We start from the raw sequence: 20,609 nt of genomic DNA, 5'->3' as shown, positions 1-20,609 counted from the left end.
CGACAGCTGCGACAACGCGCTGGCCGAGACCATCAATGGCCTGTTCAAGGCCGAGGTGATCCGCCGCCGCGGCTGGTGGCGCAACCTGGAGGCCGTCGGGTACGCCACCCTCGAATGGGTGGACTGGTTCAACCACTGTCGTCTGCTTGAGCCGATCGGCAACATCCCGGTAACGTCCGCGGAGGTGGTGAAAAATCCAGCTTCGGTCGGGGTGGCCATCGGACCTGGCGGCTAGGGTGGAGTTGCGAAGCTCCCACCCCTGACCGGCCGAGGACCCGATGACCGAGGAGAGACTGCCACTGGCGGAGCTGCTGGCGAAAGCCGAGGACGGCGACTTCCTCCGCAGCGTCGCCGAGGCGGTGCTGCAGATGCTCATGGAGGCCGACGTGGAGGGCCTGATCGGGGCCGGGCGGCACGAGCGCACCGGCGAGCGACCAAACTACCGCAATGGCTTCCGCGACCGCACCCTGGACACCCGGCTGGGCTCGCTGCAGCTCCGGATCCCGAAGCTGCGGTAGGGCAGTTGCTACCCGCCCTTCCTGGAGCCCCGGAAGACCTTGGAGAAGGCTCTGGTGGCGGTGATCCAAGAGGCCTGGATCGGCGGGGTCTCGACCCGGCGGGTATATGACCTGGTGCAGGCCCTAGGTCTGACGGGGACCTCCAAGTCCACCGTCTCGAAGCTCTGCAAGAACATCGACGAGCGCGTCTCGGCGCTTCTCGACCGGCCGCTGTCCGGCGAGTGGCCCTACCTGTGGCTGGACGCCACCTATCTACGCCAGCGCGAGGGCTGCCGTATCGTCTCCGTCGCCGCGATAATCGCCGTGGCCTGCGATGCCGAGGGGCGGCGCGAAATCGTCGGCCTGCACATCGGACCGTCGGAGGCCGAGACCTTCTGGGCCGCCTTCCTCAAGAGCTTGGTCAAGCGCGGGCTGAAGGGCGTGAAGCTGGTCGTCTCCGACGCCCATGAAGGGCTCAAGGCGGCGATCGCCCGCGTGCTTGGCGCAACGTGGCAACGGTGCAGGGTCCATTGGATGAGGAATGCATTGGCCCATTTCGGCAAGGCCTAGCAGTCCATGGCCTCCGCCGCGCTACGCCAGGCTTTCCTGCAGCCCGACCAGGCCAGCGCGCGGCAGACCGGGCGCTATGTCGCCGACCAACTCCGCGAACGCTGGCCCAAGCTCGGCACGCTCATGGATGACAGCGAACATGATGTACTGGCCTACATGTCCTTCCCCGCTCCGCACAGGACCAAGCTGCACTCGACGAACCCGCTGGAGCGCTTGAACAAGGAGGTGAGACGCCGCGCCGACGTGGTCGGCATCTTTCCCTCGGAAGCCTCGATCATTCGCCTGATCGGCGCCGTCTTGCTCGAGGCCAATGACGAATGGCAGATGCAGCACCGCTATATGGGCATTGAGGCTATGGGTGAGATGCTTAACCCAGCACCCACCAACAAGCCTCTGCAGCTGCCACCCAGGCTGGCCTGAGCCGTCGCCGCCCCAAGCTCATCAGCAAACTCCACCACGTTGATGGACGCTACCGTATCAAAGGCCTCCGCCCGCGTTGCCGTCAGCCAGGCGGCGGTGTCGGCATGGTGGTCGGGCCTTTCTACCATACGCGTCCACAGGCGGTCGTCGGCACTCCGTCGCTCAGGCTGGGCCGCGCCAAGCGACAATTTCCTCGGTCAAGCGGTCGATTGACAGTTCCGTTTCCACCGCGCCGGCCTGCATCGCCGCTTTCGGCATGCCATAGATCGTGCAACTCGCCTCGCTTTGCCCGTAGGTGTGGGACCCGGCTTGGCGCATCGCCAGTAGACCCATGGCTCCATCTCGCCCCATCCCGGTGAGGATCAGACCGATGGCATGTGTCCCTGCCGCCTCCGCGACTGACGAAAAAAGCACGTCGACCGACGGCCGGTGCCCGGACACCGGAGGACCGTCGTGCAATCTGCACGCAAAATGTGCGCCAGTGCGCACGAGTTCCAGATGGCGTGCCCCCGGTGCGATGTAGACATGGCCGGGCAGCACCCGCCGGCCGTCCGCTGCCTCGGACACCGTGACCGCGCACTGGCTGTCCAACCGTCTGGCGAAGGAGGAGGTGAAGCCGGGCGGCATGTGCTGCGTGACGAGGATTGCCGGTGAAGTCGGGGGCAGGCGGGTCAGCATGCGGTGCAGCGTCTCCACGCCGCCGGTCGACGCGCCGATAGCGACGACCCGCCCTGCCGTCGATAGCCGCGGATCCACAGCCAGCGCTCCGCGCATGGCGGGTTCAGCCTGGCGCGCCAAGGGACGGGCCGTGGCCGCCAGCTTGACCTTGGCGATCAACTGCTCGCCAAGCTCGACCATACCGTTGCGGATATCGAGCAAGGGCTTCGGCATGTAGTCGACGGCACCAAGTTCCAGGGCCCGCAGCGCGGCATCTGCGCCCTTCTGCGTCAGCGTCGAAACGACCACGACAGGCATGGGTCGCAATGTCATCAATTTTTCCAAGAAGCTGAGGCCATCCATGCGAGGCATCTCGATATCGAGGGTCAGCACGTCGGGTGCCAGGGCCTTGATTCGGTCGCGCGCCACAATCGGGTCGGGCGCAGTGCCGACGACTTGGATAGCCGGGTCACGGCCGAGCGATTCGGTCAGAATCTGCCGCATCAGGGCAGAGTCGTCGACAATCAAGACCTTGATGGGCATGGTGTTTGCCTCCGCCGTTCAGCCGAACAATTCCGCTTCGCCTATTGAGAGGCGATGCGGCAGGGTCCGCTCGAAGCGCGTCTCGGTTGCGGCGATGCGGCCCGTTGCTGTCGACAATTCCTGCATGAAGACGCGGCCCTCGACCGGGATGTAGAGCAGTTTGCGTGCGACGCTGCCGCGCAACTCGGCAATCAGCGGCAACATGCCTTCGGCGGCCAAGTAGGCCTCGACATAAGTGGCATTGCCTTCGCCGATTCCGGCTTGGTCCAGCGTGAGCCGCCCGCCACCGAAGACCTTCACTTCCAGCCTAGCCTTCTGGCCACCACGTACCAGGATGTCGTTGATCAGCTGCTCCATGGCGAAATTGCCATAGCGCAGGCTTGCCATGGCCTTGCCCCAGGTCCCGTCGGTGCTGCGCGGCAGCATGAAGTGGTTCAGCCCGCCCACCCGGGCGACCGGGTCACGGATGCATGCGGCAACGCAGGACCCGAGCGTGGTGCTGATCGCCTCACCCGGTGCGCCGGTGACGTAATGCTCACCGGGGCCGACCTTGATGACCCGCAATCCCGCCGCCGGCCCGCCTCGCGCCGCGGCCGGTCTACCGGGCAGGGTCATCGGAGCTTTCGGTAGATGGTGCGGCCAAGATGCGTGAACCGCTCGGAGACGCGGAACAGGCTTTCTGAATGCCCAACATAGAGATGCCCGCCGGGCACCAGCAGGTCGGCAAACCGGTCGAACAACACGCGCTGAGTCGGCTTGTCAAAGTAGATCACCACGTTGCGGCAGAAGATGGCATCGAAGGGGCCGCGCATGGGCCAGGAATCGAGCAGGTTCAACGGCCGGAAGGCGATCAGCGCCTTCAGGGCGGGCGACATCTCCATCTGCCCGTCGTCGAGCCGCCGCAGGTGATCGCGGCGGTAATCCGCCGGCACGGGCGCGACCCGGTCGGCGGCATAACGCCCGGCGGCAGCGAGGGACACCATGTTGGTGTCGATGTCGGTTGCCAGGATGCGGGCATCCCAGCGGCCGAAATCCGGGATGGCGGCCGCCAGGGTCATGGCGATGCTGTAGGGCTCCTCGCCCGACGAGCACCCGGCGGACCAGATCCGCAGCCGCCCCGGCCCCGGCCGCAATGCGGGCAGAACATGCCCCGCCAGATGCTCGAAGTGATGCGCTTCCCGGAAAAAAGCGGTCAGGTTGGTGGTGATGGCATTGATCATCTCCACCCTCTCGGCCCCACCGTCGGGTCCGTCCAACATCGTACGGTAGGCGGCGAAGGAGGCGAGCCGCAGCGTCCGCAGGCGCCGCCGCAGCCGACCATAGACCAGGTCGCGCTTGCTGGTGCTGAGCACGATCCCGGAATGCTCCCGCACCAGGGCGACGATGGCCGCGAAATCCGCCTCGGTGAAGGGAACGTCGCCCTGGGGCGACGCCTCTGTCGTCATCTCCATCACCAACGGCCAGTTCCGCTCAGAACTCCTTCCAATCCTCGTCGGGCTGCTTCGCCGCAGGCTTGGGACGGCGGGCGACCGGGGCCGGCGCCTTGCGGGGCGCGGCCGCGGCCGCGGCAGGTGGCCGGACCACCTGCGGCGCGGCTTGGTCGGGCGGCAGCGTGAAGCCGGCGACGAGGCCGACCAGCCCGTCGGTCTGTTCCTCCATCGACTTCGCCGCAGCAGCGGCTTCCTCGACCAGCGCGGCATTCTGCTGGGTGATCTTGTCCATCTGCGCGACCGCGGTGTTCACCTGCTCGATGCCGGTGCTCTGTTCCTGCGACGCAGCGGAGATCTCAGCCATGATGTCGGTCACCCGCTTCACCGAGGTGACGATCTCGTCCATCGTCTGCCCGGCCGAACTGACCAGCTTCGAGCCGCTATCGACCTTCTCGACGGAGTCGGAGATCAGCGCCTTGATCTCCTTCGCCGCATTGGCGCTGCGCTGCGCCAGGTTGCGCACTTCCGCCGCGACCACCGCGAAGCCGCGGCCCTGTTCGCCGGCCCGGGCCGCCTCCACCGCGGCGTTCAGCGCCAGGATGTTGGTTTGGAAAGCGATCTCGTCGATCACCCCGATGATGTCGCTGATCTTGCGGCTGGAATGGGTGATCGCATCCATGGTGCGCACCACCTCGCTCACCACCGTGCCACCGCGCCGAGCGATCTCGGACGCCGAGGCCGCCAGCTTGTTCGCCTGCTGCGCATTGTCGGCATTCTGACGCACCGTGCCGGTCAGCTCCTCAAGGCTAGCCGAAGTTTCCTCGAGGCTCGACGCCTGCTCCTCAGTGCGCTGTGACAGGTCGGTGTTGCCCATGGCGATCTCGCGGGACGCGGTGCTAATGGTCCCGCAGCTCTCGCTGATGGTCGCCACCACGGCGGCCATGGTGTCGAGCATGCCGTTGACCCCGGCACAGAGCTCGCCGATCTCGCCAGCCTTCCCGGCGAGTGGGATGCGGCGGCTCAGGTCGTTCTCCTGCGCCGCCGCGACGACCTGCTGCGTCTCGCCCACGGCGAGCTTCAGCGCCTCGCCGACGCGGTACTGTGCGTCCATCGTCTCGAGCATGCTGTTGACGCCGTTGCAGAGCCGACAGATTGCGCCTTCGAGCCCCTGGGTCGAGATGCGGCCGGTGAAATCGTTGTGCTGCGCGGCAGCGACGATCGCCTCGGTCTGCGCCACCGCGCCGTTCGTTGCCTCAGCCGTCTTCACCTCGACGGTGATGTCGGTGGCGTATTTCACCACCTTGAAGGGCTTGCCGTTGAGGTCGAGGATCGGGTTGTAGCTGGCCTGGATCCATACCTCTCGGCCGCCCTTGCCGATGCGCTTGTACTGCCCCGCGTCGTACTCGCCGCGGCCAAGCTTGTCCCAGAAGGCGCGGTATTCCGGGCTCTGGCGATAGGCCGGTTCGACAAACAGCGAATGATGCTGGCCGCGCACCTCCTCCAGCGAATAGCCGAGAGTTGCCAGGAAGTTGGCGTTGGCGTGGAGCACCCGGCCATCGAGGCCGAATTCGATCACCGCCTGCGCCTTGTCGATCGCCGCGAGCTGGCCGGCGGAATCCGCTGCCCGCAGCTTCGCCTTGGTGACGTCGGTGGCATACTTCACCACCTTGAAGGGTTTGCCGTTGAGGTCGAGGATCGGGTTGTAGCTCGCCTGGATCCAGACCTCCCGGCCGCCCTTGCCGATGCGCTTGTACTCGCCGGCATCGTATTCGCCGCGGCCAAGCTTGTCCCAGAAGGCGCGGTATTCCGGGCTCTGGCGATAGGCCGGTTCGACGAACAGCGAATGATGCTGGCCGCGCACCTCCTCAAGCGAATAGCCGAGAGTTGCCAGGAAGTTGGCGTTGGCGTGGAGCACCCGGCCATCGAGGCTGAAGTCGATCACCGCCTGCGCCTTGTCGATCGCCGTAAGCTGGCCCTGCTCGGTGCGCCGCGCCGTGACGTCGGTCCATTCCAGAATGGTGCCGTCATGCTGCCCGGCCGCGTCATGGCCGGCATGGAAGGTCAGGGCGAATTTCAGGTCACCAACCGAGATGTCGGTGTGCAGCGGAAACTTCGAGGCGTTGGTCACCATCCGCCGGTGGGCGGCCATGTCACGGTCGAGGGTGTCGATGCACATGCCAAGGATGCGTGCCGGCTCGAAGCCCGACCAGACCTTGCGGAACTCATCGGCATGCCGCGTCAGGAGCGCGTGGGCCGCAGTATTCACCTCGGTGATGATGAAGTCGCGGTCCACCATCATGATCGGGACCGAGATGGCGTCGAGCGCCAGCCGTGCCCGCTGCCCTGCTGCGGCGTCGCCCAGGTCGCTCACCATTGCCACCGCCCGGGGTGGCGCACCCTCCTCCGCGAAGGGCATCCCGGCGATCCGCAGCAGGAGGTCGCGCCCTGCCGGGCCGGTGTGGCGCAGCGCCGTGGTTGCGGGCTCGCCCCGCATCAGCTGGTCGAGGAAGCCGCGGCAGGCGGTGCCGCCGCGCTCGGCCTCGGTCAGCAGCGAGGCATAGGGCCGGCCACGCAGCGCCTCCGGCGTGCTGCCGAGCAGCTGGGCAAAGGCCGGATTGGCATCCAGCACGGTGCCGTCGGCGGCGAGTTCAAGCATGGCGTTGCCGCGCTCGATCGCCTCGAGGCGCGCGGCGATCCCGCGCACCGCGGCGCGGCGGTCGCGCGTCGCACGCCGGTCCATGAAGTTGCCCGGCAGCAGCGCCTGGGCAGTACGGCTGATGAACATCGGGATCTCCGCGGGAAGTCAGGATTGCAGGGAAGCGGCGACCGGCAGCGGCGCCGTCTCGTCGGAAAAATTCAGCAGGTTGTCGAGCGTCACCAAGGCAACCATGCCGTGCTCGCGTGGCACCAGGCCGTAGAGCAGTTGCTCGGGCACGCCGGTACCGACTTCCGGCACCGGCCGGATCTCCTCCGGCGCCACGGCGATGATGTCCGACACCGCATCCACCAGCAGGCCGGCGGTCCGTGTGCCGGTCTGGATGATGACCACGACATGCATCGCGGTCGGTACCGTCGGCGCCATGCCGAAGCGTGCCCGCAGGTCGAGGATCGGCACGATGATGCCGCGCAGGTTGATCACGCCGCGGATCCAGCCCGGGGCATGCGGGATGGCGGTGGTGTCCGACCAACCCTTGATCTCCCGCACCGCCATGATGTCGACGCCGTACTCGGCCGCATCCAGCGTGCAGGTTATGAACTGGCCGGGGGAGCTGCCGGCGGCGGTGGCGGCAGGCGGCGCGGAGGCGTCCCGCGGCGCAGGGTTGGGCATGGGCAGCTCCATGGGACGAACTCCTGGCGGCCTATTGCAAGGCGGGACGGGATGCGGCGGCAGGGTGCACCCTGGCCGGGCCAGCGGCGCCCAGCGCGGGAACATCGAGGATCAGCGCCACGCGGCCATCGCCGAGGATGGTCGCGCCGCTGATCCCTTCGATCCGGCCGAAATTCAGCTCGAGGCTCTTCACCACCACCTGCTGCTGGCCGACCAGGTCGTCCACCAGCAGGCCGACTTGGCCGGCATGGTCGGTCTCGACGATCACGACGATGCCGCGGGCCGGATCGGCCACCGCGCCCGGCACGCCGAAGCGACGGTGCAGCGGCAGCAGCGGGATGTAGGCGCCGCGGATCGCCAAGACCTCGCCGCTGCCGACCACGGCGTGGATGTCCTCCAGCCGCGGCCGCAGGCTCTCGACGATCGCCGAGATCGGCAGGATATAGGCCTCGCGGCCGACCGAGACGACGAGGCCGTCCAACACCGCGAGGGTCAGCGGCAGCGAGAGCAGGAAGCGCGATCCGCTGCCGAAGGTAGATTCCAGCGTGATCCGGCCGCCGAGCGCCTGGATGTTGCGGCGGACAACGTCCATCCCGACGCCGCGCCCGGACACTGCCGAGACGGCAGCCGCGGTCGAAAAGCCGGGCAGGAAGATCAGCTCGTCGATCTCCGCCTCGGTCAGGGCCGCATCGGCGGTCACCAGGCCGCGCTCGATCGCCCGTGCCAGGACGCGGGTGCGGTCGATGCCGCGGCCATCGTCGGCGATCTCGATCACGATGCGGCCGCTGCGCTGCTCGGCGCCGAGATGGATGGTGCCTTGGCGCGGCTTGCCCGCCGCCAGTCTCGCCTCGGGCGGCTCGATCCCGTGGTCGAGCGCATTGCGCAGGAGGTGGGTCAGCGGGTCGGCGAGCTGCTCGACGACCGTCTTGTCGATCTCCGTCGCCTCGCCGGTGACCAGCAGGCGGACCTCCTTGCCGAGCTGGGCCGAGAGTTCCCGCACCAGCCGGGGCATCCGGGAGAAGACCGATTTCACCGGCTGGGTCCGGATCGCCATCACGCCCTCCTGCAGTTCCCGCAGGTGCTGGGAGAGCGTCTCGAGGCCTGAGGTCAGGCCAGGGCAGAGCGTCGGCGGCAGGGAGCTGCCGAGCTCGGCCAGCATCGCCTGGTTGATCACCAGCTCGCCGACCAGGTTGATCAGCCGGTCGATCTTGGCGACGTCGACCCGCACCGATTGCGTCGTCGGGGCCAGGGATTCGGCGCGGCCGGCGGCGGGCTCGGGCGCTGCCGCGTCACGGATGGATGCCTCACCCGTCGTCGCGTCCGGTGCGGCGGAGGAGAGTGCCAACGACGATGCGAGGGGCTCGATCGTCAGGTCGCAATCGTCGATGACGAATTCGAAGACCGCTTCGACCTGCTCGCGCGGCACCGCGGCCGAGAGATCGAGACGCCAGGCGAGATATGCGTCCTCGGCCTCCAGCTGCTCAAGCCCCGGCAGCCGGTCCAGCTCGACGGCGACGCTCAGCGGTCCGAGCCGCCGCAGCTCCCGGATCAGCAGCAGCGGCTCGTTGGCATTCCTGAACAGCGCCGGGTGGGGACGGAACCTCAAGTGCCAGCCAGCGGCCGCGGCCGCCTGCTGGGCCGGCGCCGCTGCAGCGGCGGGCTGGTTGCTTTCGGCTACCGCAGCGGCCTCCAGGCAACCGCGAATCAGCGCGTCCTCGAGCCCCGCAGGCGCGCCGGTGCCGTCCCGCTCGGCCGCGAGCAGGTCGGCCAGCGCATCGGTGCCACGCAGCAGCAGAGCGACCAGCTGGGGCGAGGTGGCGACCGCGGCGCTGCGCACCAGGTCGAGTAGCGTCTCCATCGCATGCGCCAGCCTGACCAGCCGGTCGAAGCCGAAGGCGCCGCCGCCGCCCTTGATGGAATGGATGTCGCGGAACAGCGCATGCACCGTGTCGCCGCCGGCACGGCCCTCCGCCAGCGCCGCCAATTGGGCATAGGCGCTCTCGAGAAGCTCCGCGCATTCGTCGAAATAGGTGGTACGCAGATGATCGAAGTTCATCAGGCGCCTCAGCCGCAGACGCGCTTGACGATATCGATCAGCTTGGCCGGATCGAACGGCTTGACCAGCCAGCCGGTCGCGCCCGCATTTTTCCCGTCGGCCTTCTTGCCGGCATCGGATTCCGTCGTCAGCATCAGTATCGGCACGGCGCGCCACTTCGGGTCAGCGCGCAATGCCCGGATCAGGGCCACCCCATCCATGTTCGGCATGTTCAGGTCGGTGATCACCACATCGGCCGGCACCGCTTGCAGCACCTTCAGCGCGTGCCGGCCGTCCTCTGCTTCGCTCACCTCGAAGCCCGCCTTGCCGAGGGTGAAGGCCACCATCTCGCGCATCGTGCGGCTGTCATCCACGGTCAGTACACGTTTGGCCATGTCAATCCTCGTGTGGCAGCACCGCGGCAAGGCCGAGGTCACTGATTGCCGCTGAAAGGACCGGCGAGGCGTGCCGCAGCCGGAAGCCGATACCAGTCGCACCGGCGCTTGCAGCGGCGGCCGCGAGCACCTGCAGGCAGGGCGTCGAGATCCGCGCAGTTCGGCTTCCGTCGAGGATGAGCACACCATCGTGGAGACGTTCGCGAAGGGCGTGGCACAGCGGATCCGCCGCGGTCAGATCCAGCATGTCTGGCAACAGGAATTCGCGTTCGGGCAGGGTCGCCGATGGCTGATCCACCAAGTGCTTCATTGCCGTCTCCTTGTCCATCTGGATCCCCGATCCGCCGCACGGGGCGGACGGACAATGTCATTCCAAAGTTGTTCGGCAGTTAAAGCGAATCGAAAGAATTTATATTTTGTATTCTCACCATTCTTCAGAACAGTTCTACCTCACCGGATTGGTTACTTGCCGGCATTGCCGCATCCTGGTCATCCAGGAGCCGGGCGAGGAAGCGCTGCCGGACGCTGCTGAGTGTCTGGCGGTCCAGCATCCTTTGCAGCAATGCGGCGTCGACCCCAGCCAGCGGCAGGAGCGAGGGCACACGGTCGCGCGTCTCCCGCTGCAGCGCCTCAGTCGCCTCGCCTAGCGCGCCGAGCGCCTGGGTGACGTGGGTCAGGTGCTGGGTCGTGCGATCCTGGAACTGCGCGCCGGTCACCAGCCGCGCGACAGTCTCCGCCATGTTGCCGGAGGCTTGCAGCGCTTCCGACAGCACTGTCGACAGTGCCTCGTTCTGGTTGAGCATGCCGTCCAGGACCGCGCTCAGGCGGTCACGCGTCGAGGTCTGCGCGGATCGGTCGGCGCCGGCGATGGAAAGGAGCTGCGCATGTGCACCGCGAACCCCCCGCGCCACCGCAGTAATCCTCTCGCGCACCTGGCTCGAGGTGCCATCGGTCTCCTGCGCCAGTTCCTTCAACTCATGCGCGATAACCCGGAAGGTGCCGCCCGCGCCTTCCGCCCGATGCGCCTCGATCGCCGCGTTCAGGGCGACGAAGCGGGCCTGCTTGTTGATGGCTTCGATGCGGGCGACGCATTGCTCCGCGCCAGCGACCTCGACGGTGGCAAGGTCGAGCGCCTCGGCCATGCGGCCGGCCTGAATGGAGACCTGCTCCAACGCATCGATCGCCTGGGCGAGCGCCATCCCGACGAAGCGGGTGGCTTCCGCCACGGGCAGCGCTTCGCCGTCGACGGTGAGGGTTTTGGCGAGACCGGCGACCCGCGCGACGAGCCCGGTCTGCACTTCGGCGGCCACCGCGAGCTCGCGGAACCGGGCGCTCAGGTCGATGGTACTCTGCTCAATCACCCCGGCCGAGGCCGTGAGTTCCTCGACCATGGCGATGAAGGCACGGCGCTCGATCTCGCCGAGATCGAGCCAACGGCCCAGCAGATCGATCACCGGCGCAGCCTCGTCGGGTGCATCACCTGCCAGGACGGCGATGGGATAGGCTTGTGTCGCCACGTGCCGAGTGTGCTCCGAAATGCCTCCGTCGCATTCAATCGGCAAAGCGAAAAATTCCCCTTAAGCCGCCTACGTTCATCTGACGGCGAGCCAGCGGTGCGACCTGGTCCGATGCGTGATCGCAGAATGTGCCCCACAGCGTGGACCATCGACGCCTCGCCCGCGCTGCGGTCGATGACTCCCGGTGCGCCGATCGCCGCGCAGATGTCCGGCCAGGGAATGCCTAAGGCGCTGTCGCAGCGGCGGTCCAGGCCCATGTAGGTCATCGTCGGCATATGGCAGGATACGCAGCGCGCACCGGCACGCGCCCAGCGCGTGGCGATGATGCTCAGGTGCATTGCGAAGAGTGTGACAAGGAAATTTTGGAAGCGCGGCGGCTGGCGATCCGGGGCGTCCGGACCTGCGCACTTTTTCCGGCGAAGCGTGACCGCAGGCCTGTTAGTCTCGGCACAAATGGTCGAGAATGGAAGGACAGACAGCTAAAGTAGTGTCACCTTGTGGCAGACCATCGGGTCCCATGCCGATCAGCCTGCTTTCAGCTTTCGGGCCGGATTTGCGGGCTATTGATCAGTCGCAGCCTGCGCAGTTCATCAGCGCGTGGCTCGCGCGTGTCGTCGATCCGAGAGCCGCGACGGCGGCGATTGACGCCGTCATACTCATTGTTGAACGGGTTGACGGGGACGGCTGCCGTCGGGGCAGGGCCCCTGTGAGGGCAGCCGCCGCGCGCATGATGGCCGAGGCTTTCGCCCGAGTAACCCAATCTCCCCGAGCCGATAGATTAGGCGCCGCTCCCCGCCTAAACAGTCGGCACCACTCCCGCACGGCGCTGCCGCGCTGGAGTGCCTGCATTTCAGGGCAGCTAGAATGGACCATCGAAGCACACTGCCCCCCACATCGGCGGAGTCGCTGCAGGCCCGCCACGTAACCTCGCCGCTGCTGCTCATCGTCTGGCTCTGCTGGGGTCTCAGCTATCCCTTCATGGCCTGGACACTGGAGGCGGTGGACCTGATTACCGCACGTCTGCTGGCCAATTCCGGTGCCGGTACCCTGCTACTCCTGCTCTGCCTGCGCGCCCCGAGCCGGCAGATCCTGCCGCACCGGGAGGAGTGGCGCGGCGTGCTCGCGCTCAGCCTGCTGATCATGGTGGTCTTTCCCTTCGCACTGATCGCCGGCGTGATGCTGGTCGGGCCGGGGCAGGCTGCCATCCTGAACTATACGATGCCGCTCTGGGCCTCACTGCTGGCGGTGCCGGTGCTCGGCGAGCGGCTCGACCACCGCACCATGATGGCACTCGGCCTTGGGCTCGCTGCCGTGCTGCTGGTGCTCGCCGGCACGGTAGGGCCCGAGGGCCCGAACGGCCTTGGCGTCGCGCTGGGGCTGCTGGCGGGCGCCACCTTCGGCGCCGGCACGGTGCTTGGCAAGAAGCTGCGCTTCCGCAGCCCCGTGCTGCTGATCACGGCTTGGCAACTGCTGCTGGGAACGCCGCCAGCCTTCGTGGTGTGGCTGCTGCTGCACGACCATACCTACCTGCACCCGTATGCGGGGCGCGGGCTGTTCGGCCTGTTCTACATGATCGTCTTCGCCAATGCCCTCGCCTACGCCGCGTGGTTCCCCCTGGTGGGGCGGCTGAAGGCCAGCGTCGCCAGCCTCTCGCTGCTGGTGGTGCCTTGCATCGGTGTCGCCAGCAGCGCGGTGCTGGTGCAGCGCACGATCGGCCCCTTCGACATGGCGGCCTTGGCCTGCGTGCTGGGAGCGATCGCTCTGGTCGTCCGTCAGCCCGTAGCCCTCCAAAAAAAGGAGACGCGGCAGAAGATCGGCTGAAGGCCATCAGCAAGACGCAAGAATGCCGTTAGAACATATTCAAAATGATCGACCAGGGCATCGTCAATAGACAATAATTAGAAAGAAGCGAACGAAATTCGCGCTTCCAGACTCGACCCGGAAGCAATCGACAGCACGGTTCGAGGACGCTTACCGCCGATCAAGAACAAATAATGTCAGGGAGTAAACCCTTTTGGAGAAATTTGGATTACTCTCAGGACCGTGACAAAGCGTGTCTTCTGAAGACAGCAATATAATTTCGTTTCTTCGCTGCGCCATCAAGATCAGTGCGTAAAGCCATAAGGAAACCTATGCCTCACGACGCTAGTCATCGGGACCGAGAATGGTTGGAAGGAGAACGACGAGACCTGCGGCAGGAACCAGGAATAATAGTCTCCGGAGTTGACGCCGTGCCGCTGACGTTCAGTGCCTGCTGCCGCGCAGCCTTGTTCTTCCCCCTCACCCGTCGCTCCCAGGCGCCCCGTTGGCGCACGCGCTATCAGTCAGCGAGACCACTCCGTATCGGCCGATCGACTAGCTTGGCGGTTCGCAGCACTGCAGCATGAGAATGGTCCGGACGTGCCGTCAGGACCACGACCGGCACCGCAAGCAGCAGCCCTGCCAGTATCGGCAGAGCGGCCACCAGAGCGAAAGGACCAGCGCTAGCGAATAATGCAGCGAGCAGGACGCCAGCCAAGGTCTGTGCTCCGAAACGACGGCCTGCCTCGCCCCAGCTCAGGCCGCGCGCCGCCCGCGCCTGCGGCTCCCAACCTTGGCCGAGGCCGCCTGCAAGCCGGGCGAGCATGCATGTACGGTCAAAGGCCGCGATAGCATCGACCATTAAGCCCAGCACGACCTCCCGACCCATCATGCCCAGCAGCCGCCAACGGTGATTGCCGGCCGGGCGCCACAACGTCTCTGCATAACCTGCTAGCTTCGGCAGATTCAGCGCCAGGAAGCAGCCGCCCAGCAGCAGCAGCAGTGCCGTGCGGGACGTGCCTTCGCCGCCGCCCGTCGCCGCATTCACCGCCGCCAACGGTAGCAGCGCAAACCACAGGGGTGTCAGGGCGTAGTGCAGCATCGCCTGCACCATCTGGAACCGACCGATGCGGCCGAGATCCGCACGCCGCAGCAGATGCCGGTACTGCATGTTGCCGGCGGCCCAGCGCAAGTCACGGCTAAATAGCGCCTGCAGATCCGGCGGATGGCGCTCGGCCGAACCGGCATCCTCGGGCAACACCCGCACCGCCCAGCCGGCGGCATGCAGCAACGCCGCCTCCACATGATCGTGGCTCAGGATCACGCCGCCCCCGGGTAGCGCCGGCAGCCGGGCATGGGCGCAGAAGGGTGCGATCCGGATCAGTGCGTTGTGGCCCCAGTAAGGGCCCTGCGGCCCCTGCCACCAGGCTTGGCCGGTGGCCCAGATCCGCGTCCCGTGCCGCTGCCCAAAGCCGAACACACGGCCGAAGGACGTATCGGCGCCATGGCCAGCGATGGTCGGTTGAAGGATCGCCAAGCCCGGATCCGCCTGCATCTGCAGCACGAGCCGCCGGACAGTCGACGCCGACATGACCGAGTCTGCATCGAGTGCAAGCAGGAACTCAGCCTCAGCCGCGCCATCGTCGAGAAAGTCCATCAGGTTGCCGGCCTTGTAGCCGGCGTTTCCGGATCGCCGTCGATAGAGCACCGCCCCCTCCGGGAAGGCAGCCGCGAGGTGGGCCACGGCGGTTTTTTCTGCGTCGGCCGCAGTGCCGTCCGGCGTATCGGACAATACGGCTAAGACGAATCGGTCCCCGCCGTCGGCCATCGCGCGCAAGTCCCGCAGCAAAGGCCAAAGTGGCGGCAGCACCGCATCCATATCCTCCAGCCGAATGCAGACGGCAAGAACCGTGCGCGCGGTGATGCATGTTGACGGTCCGGCGGGGTCCGCGACATCTGCCCTGCCTGGCGCGGCCAGTCGCAGACATAGGCCAATAATGCCGGTCGCCGCCGTCAACCCGATCCAGGGCGAATTGGCTGTGAGGCACAGCAGGATCAGCGCCTCCCAGGCAGTCCAGCCATCGCCACGCAGCACCCACCAGCCAAGGCCCACTAGTCCGCCCGCCACCGCGAGCGTCAACCCGGCCATGGCGGAGCGGCGTAGCCCAAGTCTCTCCCGCGGCACCTGCAAAGGCTGCATGCTCAAACCGGGATGTTCTGGTGGTCGCCAGTGGAGGTCAGCATCCACCATGCCCACGCCGTTGCAAGCCGCACGGCGGCGCTCATGTCAACGCCAGCGACAATCCGATTGGCGCAGTTCGGCCCTGCTCGCGCAGTCGCTCGGCCGGACCGGCTGCCGCGAGCATCGTGGCGAGGCCCGCCATGCCACCGAACTGGAAGCCGATCTGCGTCGTGTAGGCCGCGCAGGCCGCAAGGCGCGCTGGCGCGTCACCGGCCACGATGCATTCGGGCAGCCCCGCCATCTCGGCGGCGAAGGGGCGCGCCGGGTGGCTTCCCGGCCGCGCGGCATAGGGGAAATCCGTCCACCACAGCACCGGCATGCGTGCAGGCAGCACCCGTCGCAATGCCTGGACGAGCAGCACATGGTCCACGTGCCCGCCGACCGCCTGCGGCGCCAGCACCAGCGCCGGAGACATTGCCAGCAGTGCGGCAAGCGCCTGGGCAAGTGGCGCCAGCGTGGTGTCCTCCGGCCTCGGCGGTGCGAATAGTGCCTGCGCATCATCATAGCCACGATGGGGCGCCTCGGCGAAATCCAGCCAAAGCGGCCGGGCGCCGAGCGCCTTGCAGGCCGCGGCATCCTCGGCGCGGCGCAGCGCCATATAGTCAACCTCCGCCGGCAATCCCTTGTCGAGTTGGCACGCCAACGCGAAGCCGCCGGGCGCCGGCACCGAGCGGGTGAAGGCGGTGGCGATCGTCACCTCCCAGCCCGCCCGCGCCAGCAGCGCCAGCGTGCCACCACAGGAGAAAGCGGCATCGTCGAGATGTGGCGACAGGGCGAGGGCGCATTGTGCCGCGCGCGCGGATCTTGTCGTCACAGCAGGTGCGGCGCCGCGCGGAAGCGGCAATCGGGATCACGTGGCAGCACGGGATCGAAGCTGGTATCGGGCTTACGGCCCCGCACCGCGGCATAGACTCCCATGATCTGCCCGCCCACTGCCTCCCAGGAATAGGTCCGCCTGCACTCTTCCAAGGCCGTTGCGGCCAGCCGCCGGCGCAGCGGCGCGTCCTCAATCACCCGGCGCAGCGCTATCGCCAAAGCGGGGATGTCGCCGGGCTGCACCAGCAGGCCGTTCTCCTCGTCACGAAGGCAGTCCACCACGCCGACCGCGTAGCAGGAAACGCTGGGCAGGCCGTTGGCCATCGCTTCCAGAATGGTATTGCTGAAGCCCTCGGCGTAGGTGGGGCTGACGAAGACATCGGCTTCGCGGTACAGCGCCGGCGCCGCATCGTAGTCGGCATAACCGGTGAAGCGCACATCGAGGCCGAGCGCCCCGGCCAGCTCGCGTGTGCTGTCGTAATCCGGCCCGATGCCGGAGACGGTGGTGGCGAAGGGAAGGCCCTGATCGCGCAACAGCGCCAGCGCCTGCATCATATCGAGCGAGCCTTTGCGCCGGTCGACGCGACCATGATACAGCAGCCGCACAGGATCCGCCGCCGCGCCCAGGACGTGACCCGGCGCCGGATGGAAGCGCGTGGTATCGACCGCGCCGGGCACGATGGTGAAGCGCTCTCGCGCCGCGCCCAGCCGCCCGACCACTTCCCGCGCGAAGCTTTCGCAACCGATCAGCAATGCATTCGCGTGATTCAGGACGTTCAGCATGCCAAGCCGATGCGTCTCGCAGCAGGAGCCGACCCAATGGCCGTCCCCGCCCTGGATGGAAACCACAGTCGGGATGCCAAGCTGCCGCGCCGCCAGCAGCACCGCCCAGCCATTGGGATAGCCGTATTGCGCATGCAGCACGTCGAACGGCTGCCGGCGATGCTCGGCGAGAATCACCGAAACCATGTCGTTGACGTCGCGCTCAAAATCCGCCCCGCCTGGTTCAGCAAAGGCTTCCTCGCCCAGCGACTGGCAGCCGATGACGGTAACGCCGGGCACTTCCGGCGGCGGGCCGCCGCCATAGACACGCGTGCCAGCCGCGTCGCCGCGGTACTGGCTGAGCATGGTCACGTCATGCCCAGCCGCGACGAGTTGTCGCAGCAGATTCACGGCATAGACGCTCATGCCTGAGATCGCTGGGAAGAAGCGGCGGCTGCAGAACAATATCCTCATATTGCGGCGGCCTCTTGTCGGCAGCGGTGCAGCCACTGCAGGGATTGCGGGATCATCCGGTCGGCGCGATGACTCTCGCGGGAGAGCTCGACGCAGACCAGCCGCGCGAAGCCGATAGTCTCCAGCGCCCCGAGGCATGCGGGGATGTCCATGTCGCCTTCGCCGAAGGGCAGGTGGGTGTGGTCGCCACGGCGCATGTCCTCGATGGCCACGGTGCCGATTCTTCCGGCGAATTCCTGCACCGCCGCGGGCGGCTCGCGTTCCTGAGTCACCAGGCAATGGCCTAGGTCGAGCGCTAAAGTGAGTTGCGGCAGCCGGGTTCGCAGTAGCGCCCAGTCGTTCAGCGTCTCCACCAGCATGCCCGGCTCCGGCTCCAGCGCCGCAGTGACTCCGAGGCGCTCGGCCTGCGCCAACACCTGCTCAAGCCCTTCCACCAGCCAGCCGGCGGCTTCGCCACGGTCAACGCCCGGCAGCGGCACGCCAGCCCAGAAAGATACCGCCTCTGCGTCAAGGGCCCGGCCTATCTCGAACGCCCGACCGAGGAAGGCGATGCGACGCGCACGACCTTCGGCGCTCGGCGTCAGCAGGGTCGGCTCATGCTTACGGCGCGGATCGAGCAGGTAGCGCGCGCCCGTCTCGATCACGCAGCCGAGCCGGTGAGCGTGCAGCTGCCGCGCCAGCGCTTCGGTCCGCACGACCCAGCCTTCGGCCATGGGATCGAGGTGATGATGGTCCAGGGTCAGCGCCACGCCGTCATAACCGGCTTCAGCGATCAGCGCGACCGCGTCCTCAAGCCTGTGGTTGGCGGCGCCGTTGGTATTGTAGGCGAAGCGCAGGGCCATGCTCAGGCCGCCCGCCGCTGCAACAGCAACCGTGCGGAGAAGGTCCCACACTCCCGATATAGCGGATAGAGCTGGCCGACGATCCGTTCGGCGAGCCGCACATCGAACCAAGCGGGACCGCCAGCCTTCGCCTCGTCCTCCGGTCGCAGCCGGACCCGCTGCGCGCCCTCGCGCGGCGCGTCAAGCAGCAGGGCATCGCCACGCTCCCGCAGCCGCCGCGCGCCGCGCCAGCCAATACGGTGGTAGCTCATCGTCTCGCTTTCCAAGCCGGGCACGATGGTCTTGACCACCCGCACCGGGCTGCCAGCGGGCGAGCAGTCGATCACCAGAGGCGCCATCCCCGCCTCGGCTAGGCGTGCGGTCAGGAAGCGCAGCCGGTCGCCGGACTCGGTCAGCGCCGTGCCAGGCGTAGTCGGCAATGCCGATAGCGGCACCCACTGCCGCGCGGAGAAGACGTTCCCTGCAAGTCGGTGCCGCAGTTCAGCGGCGTCCTTCGTGATCCATTCGGCCATCGCTTCCAGCGCGCGGCCCTCTTCCTCCTCCAGCATCGCCACGCCAATCTGTCGCTCGACATACTCCGCCGGCAATGCGGCGCCGATCAGTGCGATCGGCCCATGCGTCGCCGCCTTGCGTGAGCGCGAGCCGCAGAATTCCAGCAGCGCCTTGCGCAGGCCGCGGGCCCGGTCGGGATGCGCTGCCTCGCCGCAGGAAGTCACCTGCACCGGCACTGTCGGTGTCCCGGCGTCGTCGCCGACGACGTAGAGGTTTGAAATGCCGAAGTCGGTGCCGGCAAGCTTGAGCGTGACCGCGATGCCGAGGCTGCGGATATGCGCCAGCAGCGCGGCGACCTCCGCCTCCTCCACCGCATCGGGCTCCACCACCACGCCCTGGTCAAGCGCCCGGTAGGTGACGACATTGCCGTCGCGCTGCAGCAGTTCCATCAGCCCGTGGGCGATGGCGTGCGGCAGGTCGAGCCCAGCGCCGAGGCCATTGGTGATGGGGGTGATCAGCCGCGGCGGCTCGCCGAGCTGATAGGGATAGGCCGCGACCCATTCGCGCGGCACCATCACCGGCTCTCCGGAGGGCCAGCGCCGCGCCTCCACCCAGGTCAGACGCATGTCGGGCGTCCAGGCGCTGCCCGCGGGCAGGCAGAGCGTCAGCGGGTCTATCACCCCGGCTGTCCCACGCTCCCGGCACAGCGCGGCGTAGGAGGCGAGGATGCCAGGCATGCGCTTCACCCAAGCGCCGACATGCACCTCCTCGCACAGCTCGCCCAGCGCGCCGACCTCGGCCTCGATCGGCTCGAAGCCATAGCCGTAGCCAGTGGTGGCCGGCTCATCCCGCTGGATCAGGTTGGCCTGCATCACCGGGATGCCGATGCGGTCCAGCGCATCGATGCGGAAAACGGAGACATGGGAATTGGCAGGCATGGTGGCGCGGAACGCCGCCGCCACGTCCTGCAGCTCGGTGCTGACGCTCATCCGGCGATTCTCCTGCGCAATTCGTCAAGGGGGATGTGCCGCACGCCAGGCGGGCCGCATAGCTGATCGTCCAGCACGGCGAGTGCGATCTCGCGGCCGATGCCGGGAGCGTGCTCAAAGGGCGTGCAGACGGTGTCGAAGTCGAGCGGCGCGATGACCTCGCGGTAGCGGCGAATCTCGGCCGGAGTCAACGGAATCGACTTGTGGAAGGCCTTGTGGGTTGAGACGGCGGTGCTGGATCCGTCCGCGTCCTGGTCCACCTTGAAGGTATCGCCGCAGAACAGGATGCGCCGTGCGGCATCGTGCAGCACGGCCTGACCTTCGTAATGGCCTCCGACATGGTACAGCGTCAGGCCTGGGCGCAGCTCCAACGCCTCGTCATAGGGCCAAGTCACTCGGAAGGCCTTGGTCAACCAGAGATCCTCCTTCTGGATCGCCAGCACCTCTGGCCGGAAGACGTCCTGCAGCTGCCAGAGCGCGCCGTAGCCATGCACATGGGAGGCGGCAAGGAAGCGGATGCCGCCGAGCCGGTCGATCTCGGCCAGCATGTCGTCGGTGTAGAAAGGCGCCGCCTCGAAGGCGATGTTGCCCTCCGGGTGCAGCAGCAGCCAGCCGGTGCCGTTCAGGCCAAGCGGCGGCGTTGTCGAAAAGGCAACGAGGTTGCGATCGAGGTGGCGCCACTGGCCATGCAGCATTGGCCTCACCGCCTCGGTGGTCAGGAAGCGCCAGCCATCCTCCGGCAGGTCATTGCGTGTATCGGTACAAACTGGGCAATCCGGCGGCGTCGCGAAGTGACGCTG

16 protein-coding genes and 2 pseudogenes are annotated in these 20,609 nt (G+C 67.2%); 3 read left to right on the top strand and 15 right to left on the bottom strand.

Annotated features, from left to right (window positions below; translation table 11 throughout):
- Together ACFQS7_RS28155 and ACFQS7_RS28150 are read left to right on the top strand one after the other, a co-directional pair.
- Nucleotides 1–235 (top strand): annotated as a pseudogene (locus ACFQS7_RS28155) (hypothetical protein); the annotation flags it as partial.
- Between the two features lie 43 nt (nt 236–278).
- A pseudogene (locus ACFQS7_RS28150) lies at nt 279–1,487 on the top strand (IS256 family transposase).
- Nucleotides 1,488–1,649: 162 nt separating this feature from the next.
- Here the strand turns inward: ACFQS7_RS28150 and ACFQS7_RS28145 are convergent.
- From ACFQS7_RS28145 to ACFQS7_RS28105, 9 genes are all read right to left on the bottom strand, one after another.
- A complete protein-coding gene (locus ACFQS7_RS28145; RefSeq protein WP_380070476.1) occupies nt 1,650–2,687 on the bottom strand; it encodes a chemotaxis response regulator protein-glutamate methylesterase in 1,038 nt (345 codons plus the stop codon).
- Between the two features lie 18 nt (nt 2,688–2,705).
- The gene (locus ACFQS7_RS28140) at nt 2,706–3,302 is read right to left on the bottom strand and encodes a hypothetical protein (RefSeq protein WP_380070475.1); all 597 of its coding nucleotides are present in this window, start codon (nt 3,300–3,302) and stop codon (nt 2,706–2,708) included.
- Nucleotides 3,299–4,138 carry a CheR family methyltransferase gene (locus ACFQS7_RS28135; RefSeq protein ID WP_380070474.1) on the bottom strand — a complete coding sequence of 280 codons (840 nt, stop codon included), beginning with the start codon at nt 4,136–4,138 and terminating at the stop codon, nt 3,299–3,301. The genes ACFQS7_RS28140 and ACFQS7_RS28135 overlap by 4 nt, the downstream gene beginning before the upstream one ends.
- A gap of 19 nt (nt 4,139–4,157) precedes the next feature.
- Nucleotides 4,158–6,902, bottom strand: coding sequence for a methyl-accepting chemotaxis protein (locus tag ACFQS7_RS28130; protein WP_380070473.1), 2,745 nt, complete (start codon nt 6,900–6,902; stop codon nt 4,158–4,160).
- Nucleotides 6,903–6,920: 18 nt separating this feature from the next.
- Entirely contained in the window at nt 6,921–7,457 is a 537-nt protein-coding gene (locus ACFQS7_RS28125) for a chemotaxis protein CheW (RefSeq protein WP_380070472.1), read from the bottom strand.
- A gap of 19 nt (nt 7,458–7,476) precedes the next feature.
- Nucleotides 7,477–9,501, bottom strand: coding sequence for a chemotaxis protein CheA (locus tag ACFQS7_RS28120; RefSeq protein ID WP_380070471.1), 2,025 nt, complete (start codon nt 9,499–9,501; stop codon nt 7,477–7,479).
- 8 nt (nt 9,502–9,509) lie between these two features.
- Nucleotides 9,510–9,875 (bottom strand): response regulator, encoded by a 366-nt coding sequence (locus ACFQS7_RS28115; RefSeq protein ID WP_380070470.1) that lies wholly within the window; start codon nt 9,873–9,875, stop codon nt 9,510–9,512.
- A 1-nt stretch (nt 9,876) separates the two neighbouring features.
- A complete protein-coding gene (locus ACFQS7_RS28110; protein ID WP_380070469.1) occupies nt 9,877–10,203 on the bottom strand; it encodes an STAS domain-containing protein in 327 nt (108 codons plus the stop codon).
- 106 nt (nt 10,204–10,309) lie between these two features.
- Nucleotides 10,310–11,392 carry a methyl-accepting chemotaxis protein gene (locus ACFQS7_RS28105; RefSeq protein ID WP_380070468.1) on the bottom strand — a complete coding sequence of 361 codons (1,083 nt, stop codon included), beginning with the start codon at nt 11,390–11,392 and terminating at the stop codon, nt 10,310–10,312.
- A gap of 864 nt (nt 11,393–12,256) precedes the next feature.
- Here ACFQS7_RS28105 and ACFQS7_RS28100 point away from each other — a divergent pair.
- On the top strand, nt 12,257–13,213 hold the full coding sequence (locus ACFQS7_RS28100; RefSeq protein WP_380070467.1) for a DMT family transporter: 957 nt from the start codon (nt 12,257–12,259) through the stop codon (nt 13,211–13,213).
- 499 nt (nt 13,214–13,712) lie between these two features.
- Here ACFQS7_RS28100 and mdoH read toward each other — a convergent pair whose 3' ends face one another.
- The 6 genes from mdoH to ACFQS7_RS28070 all read right to left on the bottom strand — a co-directional run bounded on the left by mdoH (nt 13,713) and on the right by ACFQS7_RS28070 (nt 20,504).
- Nucleotides 13,713–15,392, bottom strand: a complete 1,680-nt coding sequence (mdoH, locus tag ACFQS7_RS28095) for a glucans biosynthesis glucosyltransferase MdoH (protein WP_380070477.1) — start codon at nt 15,390–15,392, stop codon at nt 13,713–13,715.
- Between the two features lie 82 nt (nt 15,393–15,474).
- Nucleotides 15,475–16,248 (bottom strand): PIG-L deacetylase family protein, encoded by a 774-nt coding sequence (locus tag ACFQS7_RS28090; RefSeq protein WP_380070466.1) that lies wholly within the window; start codon nt 16,246–16,248, stop codon nt 15,475–15,477.
- A complete protein-coding gene (locus ACFQS7_RS28085) occupies nt 16,245–17,522 on the bottom strand; it encodes a glycosyltransferase family 4 protein (RefSeq protein WP_380070465.1) in 1,278 nt (425 codons plus the stop codon). The genes ACFQS7_RS28090 and ACFQS7_RS28085 overlap by 4 nt, the downstream gene beginning before the upstream one ends.
- Nucleotides 17,483–18,328, bottom strand: coding sequence for a sugar phosphate isomerase/epimerase family protein (locus ACFQS7_RS28080; RefSeq protein WP_380070464.1), 846 nt, complete (start codon nt 18,326–18,328; stop codon nt 17,483–17,485). The genes ACFQS7_RS28085 and ACFQS7_RS28080 overlap by 40 nt, the downstream gene beginning before the upstream one ends.
- Nucleotides 18,329–18,330: 2 nt before the next feature.
- Nucleotides 18,331–19,809 (bottom strand): YcaO-like family protein, encoded by a 1,479-nt coding sequence (locus tag ACFQS7_RS28075; RefSeq protein WP_380070463.1) that lies wholly within the window; start codon nt 19,807–19,809, stop codon nt 18,331–18,333.
- Complete coding sequence (locus tag ACFQS7_RS28070) at nt 19,806–20,504, bottom strand: MBL fold metallo-hydrolase (RefSeq protein ID WP_380070462.1); 699 nt, start codon at nt 20,502–20,504, stop codon at nt 19,806–19,808. Before ACFQS7_RS28070 ends, ACFQS7_RS28075 begins: the two co-directional genes overlap by 4 nt.
- Nucleotides 20,505–20,609 lie beyond the last annotated feature (105 nt).

Source organism: Dankookia sp. GCM10030260 (assembly GCF_042666655.1).
Lineage (GTDB): Bacteria > Pseudomonadota > Alphaproteobacteria > Acetobacterales > Acetobacteraceae > Paracraurococcus.
Note: the sequence above shows the minus strand (reverse complement) of the source record. Positions and strands in the feature narration are given on the sequence as shown.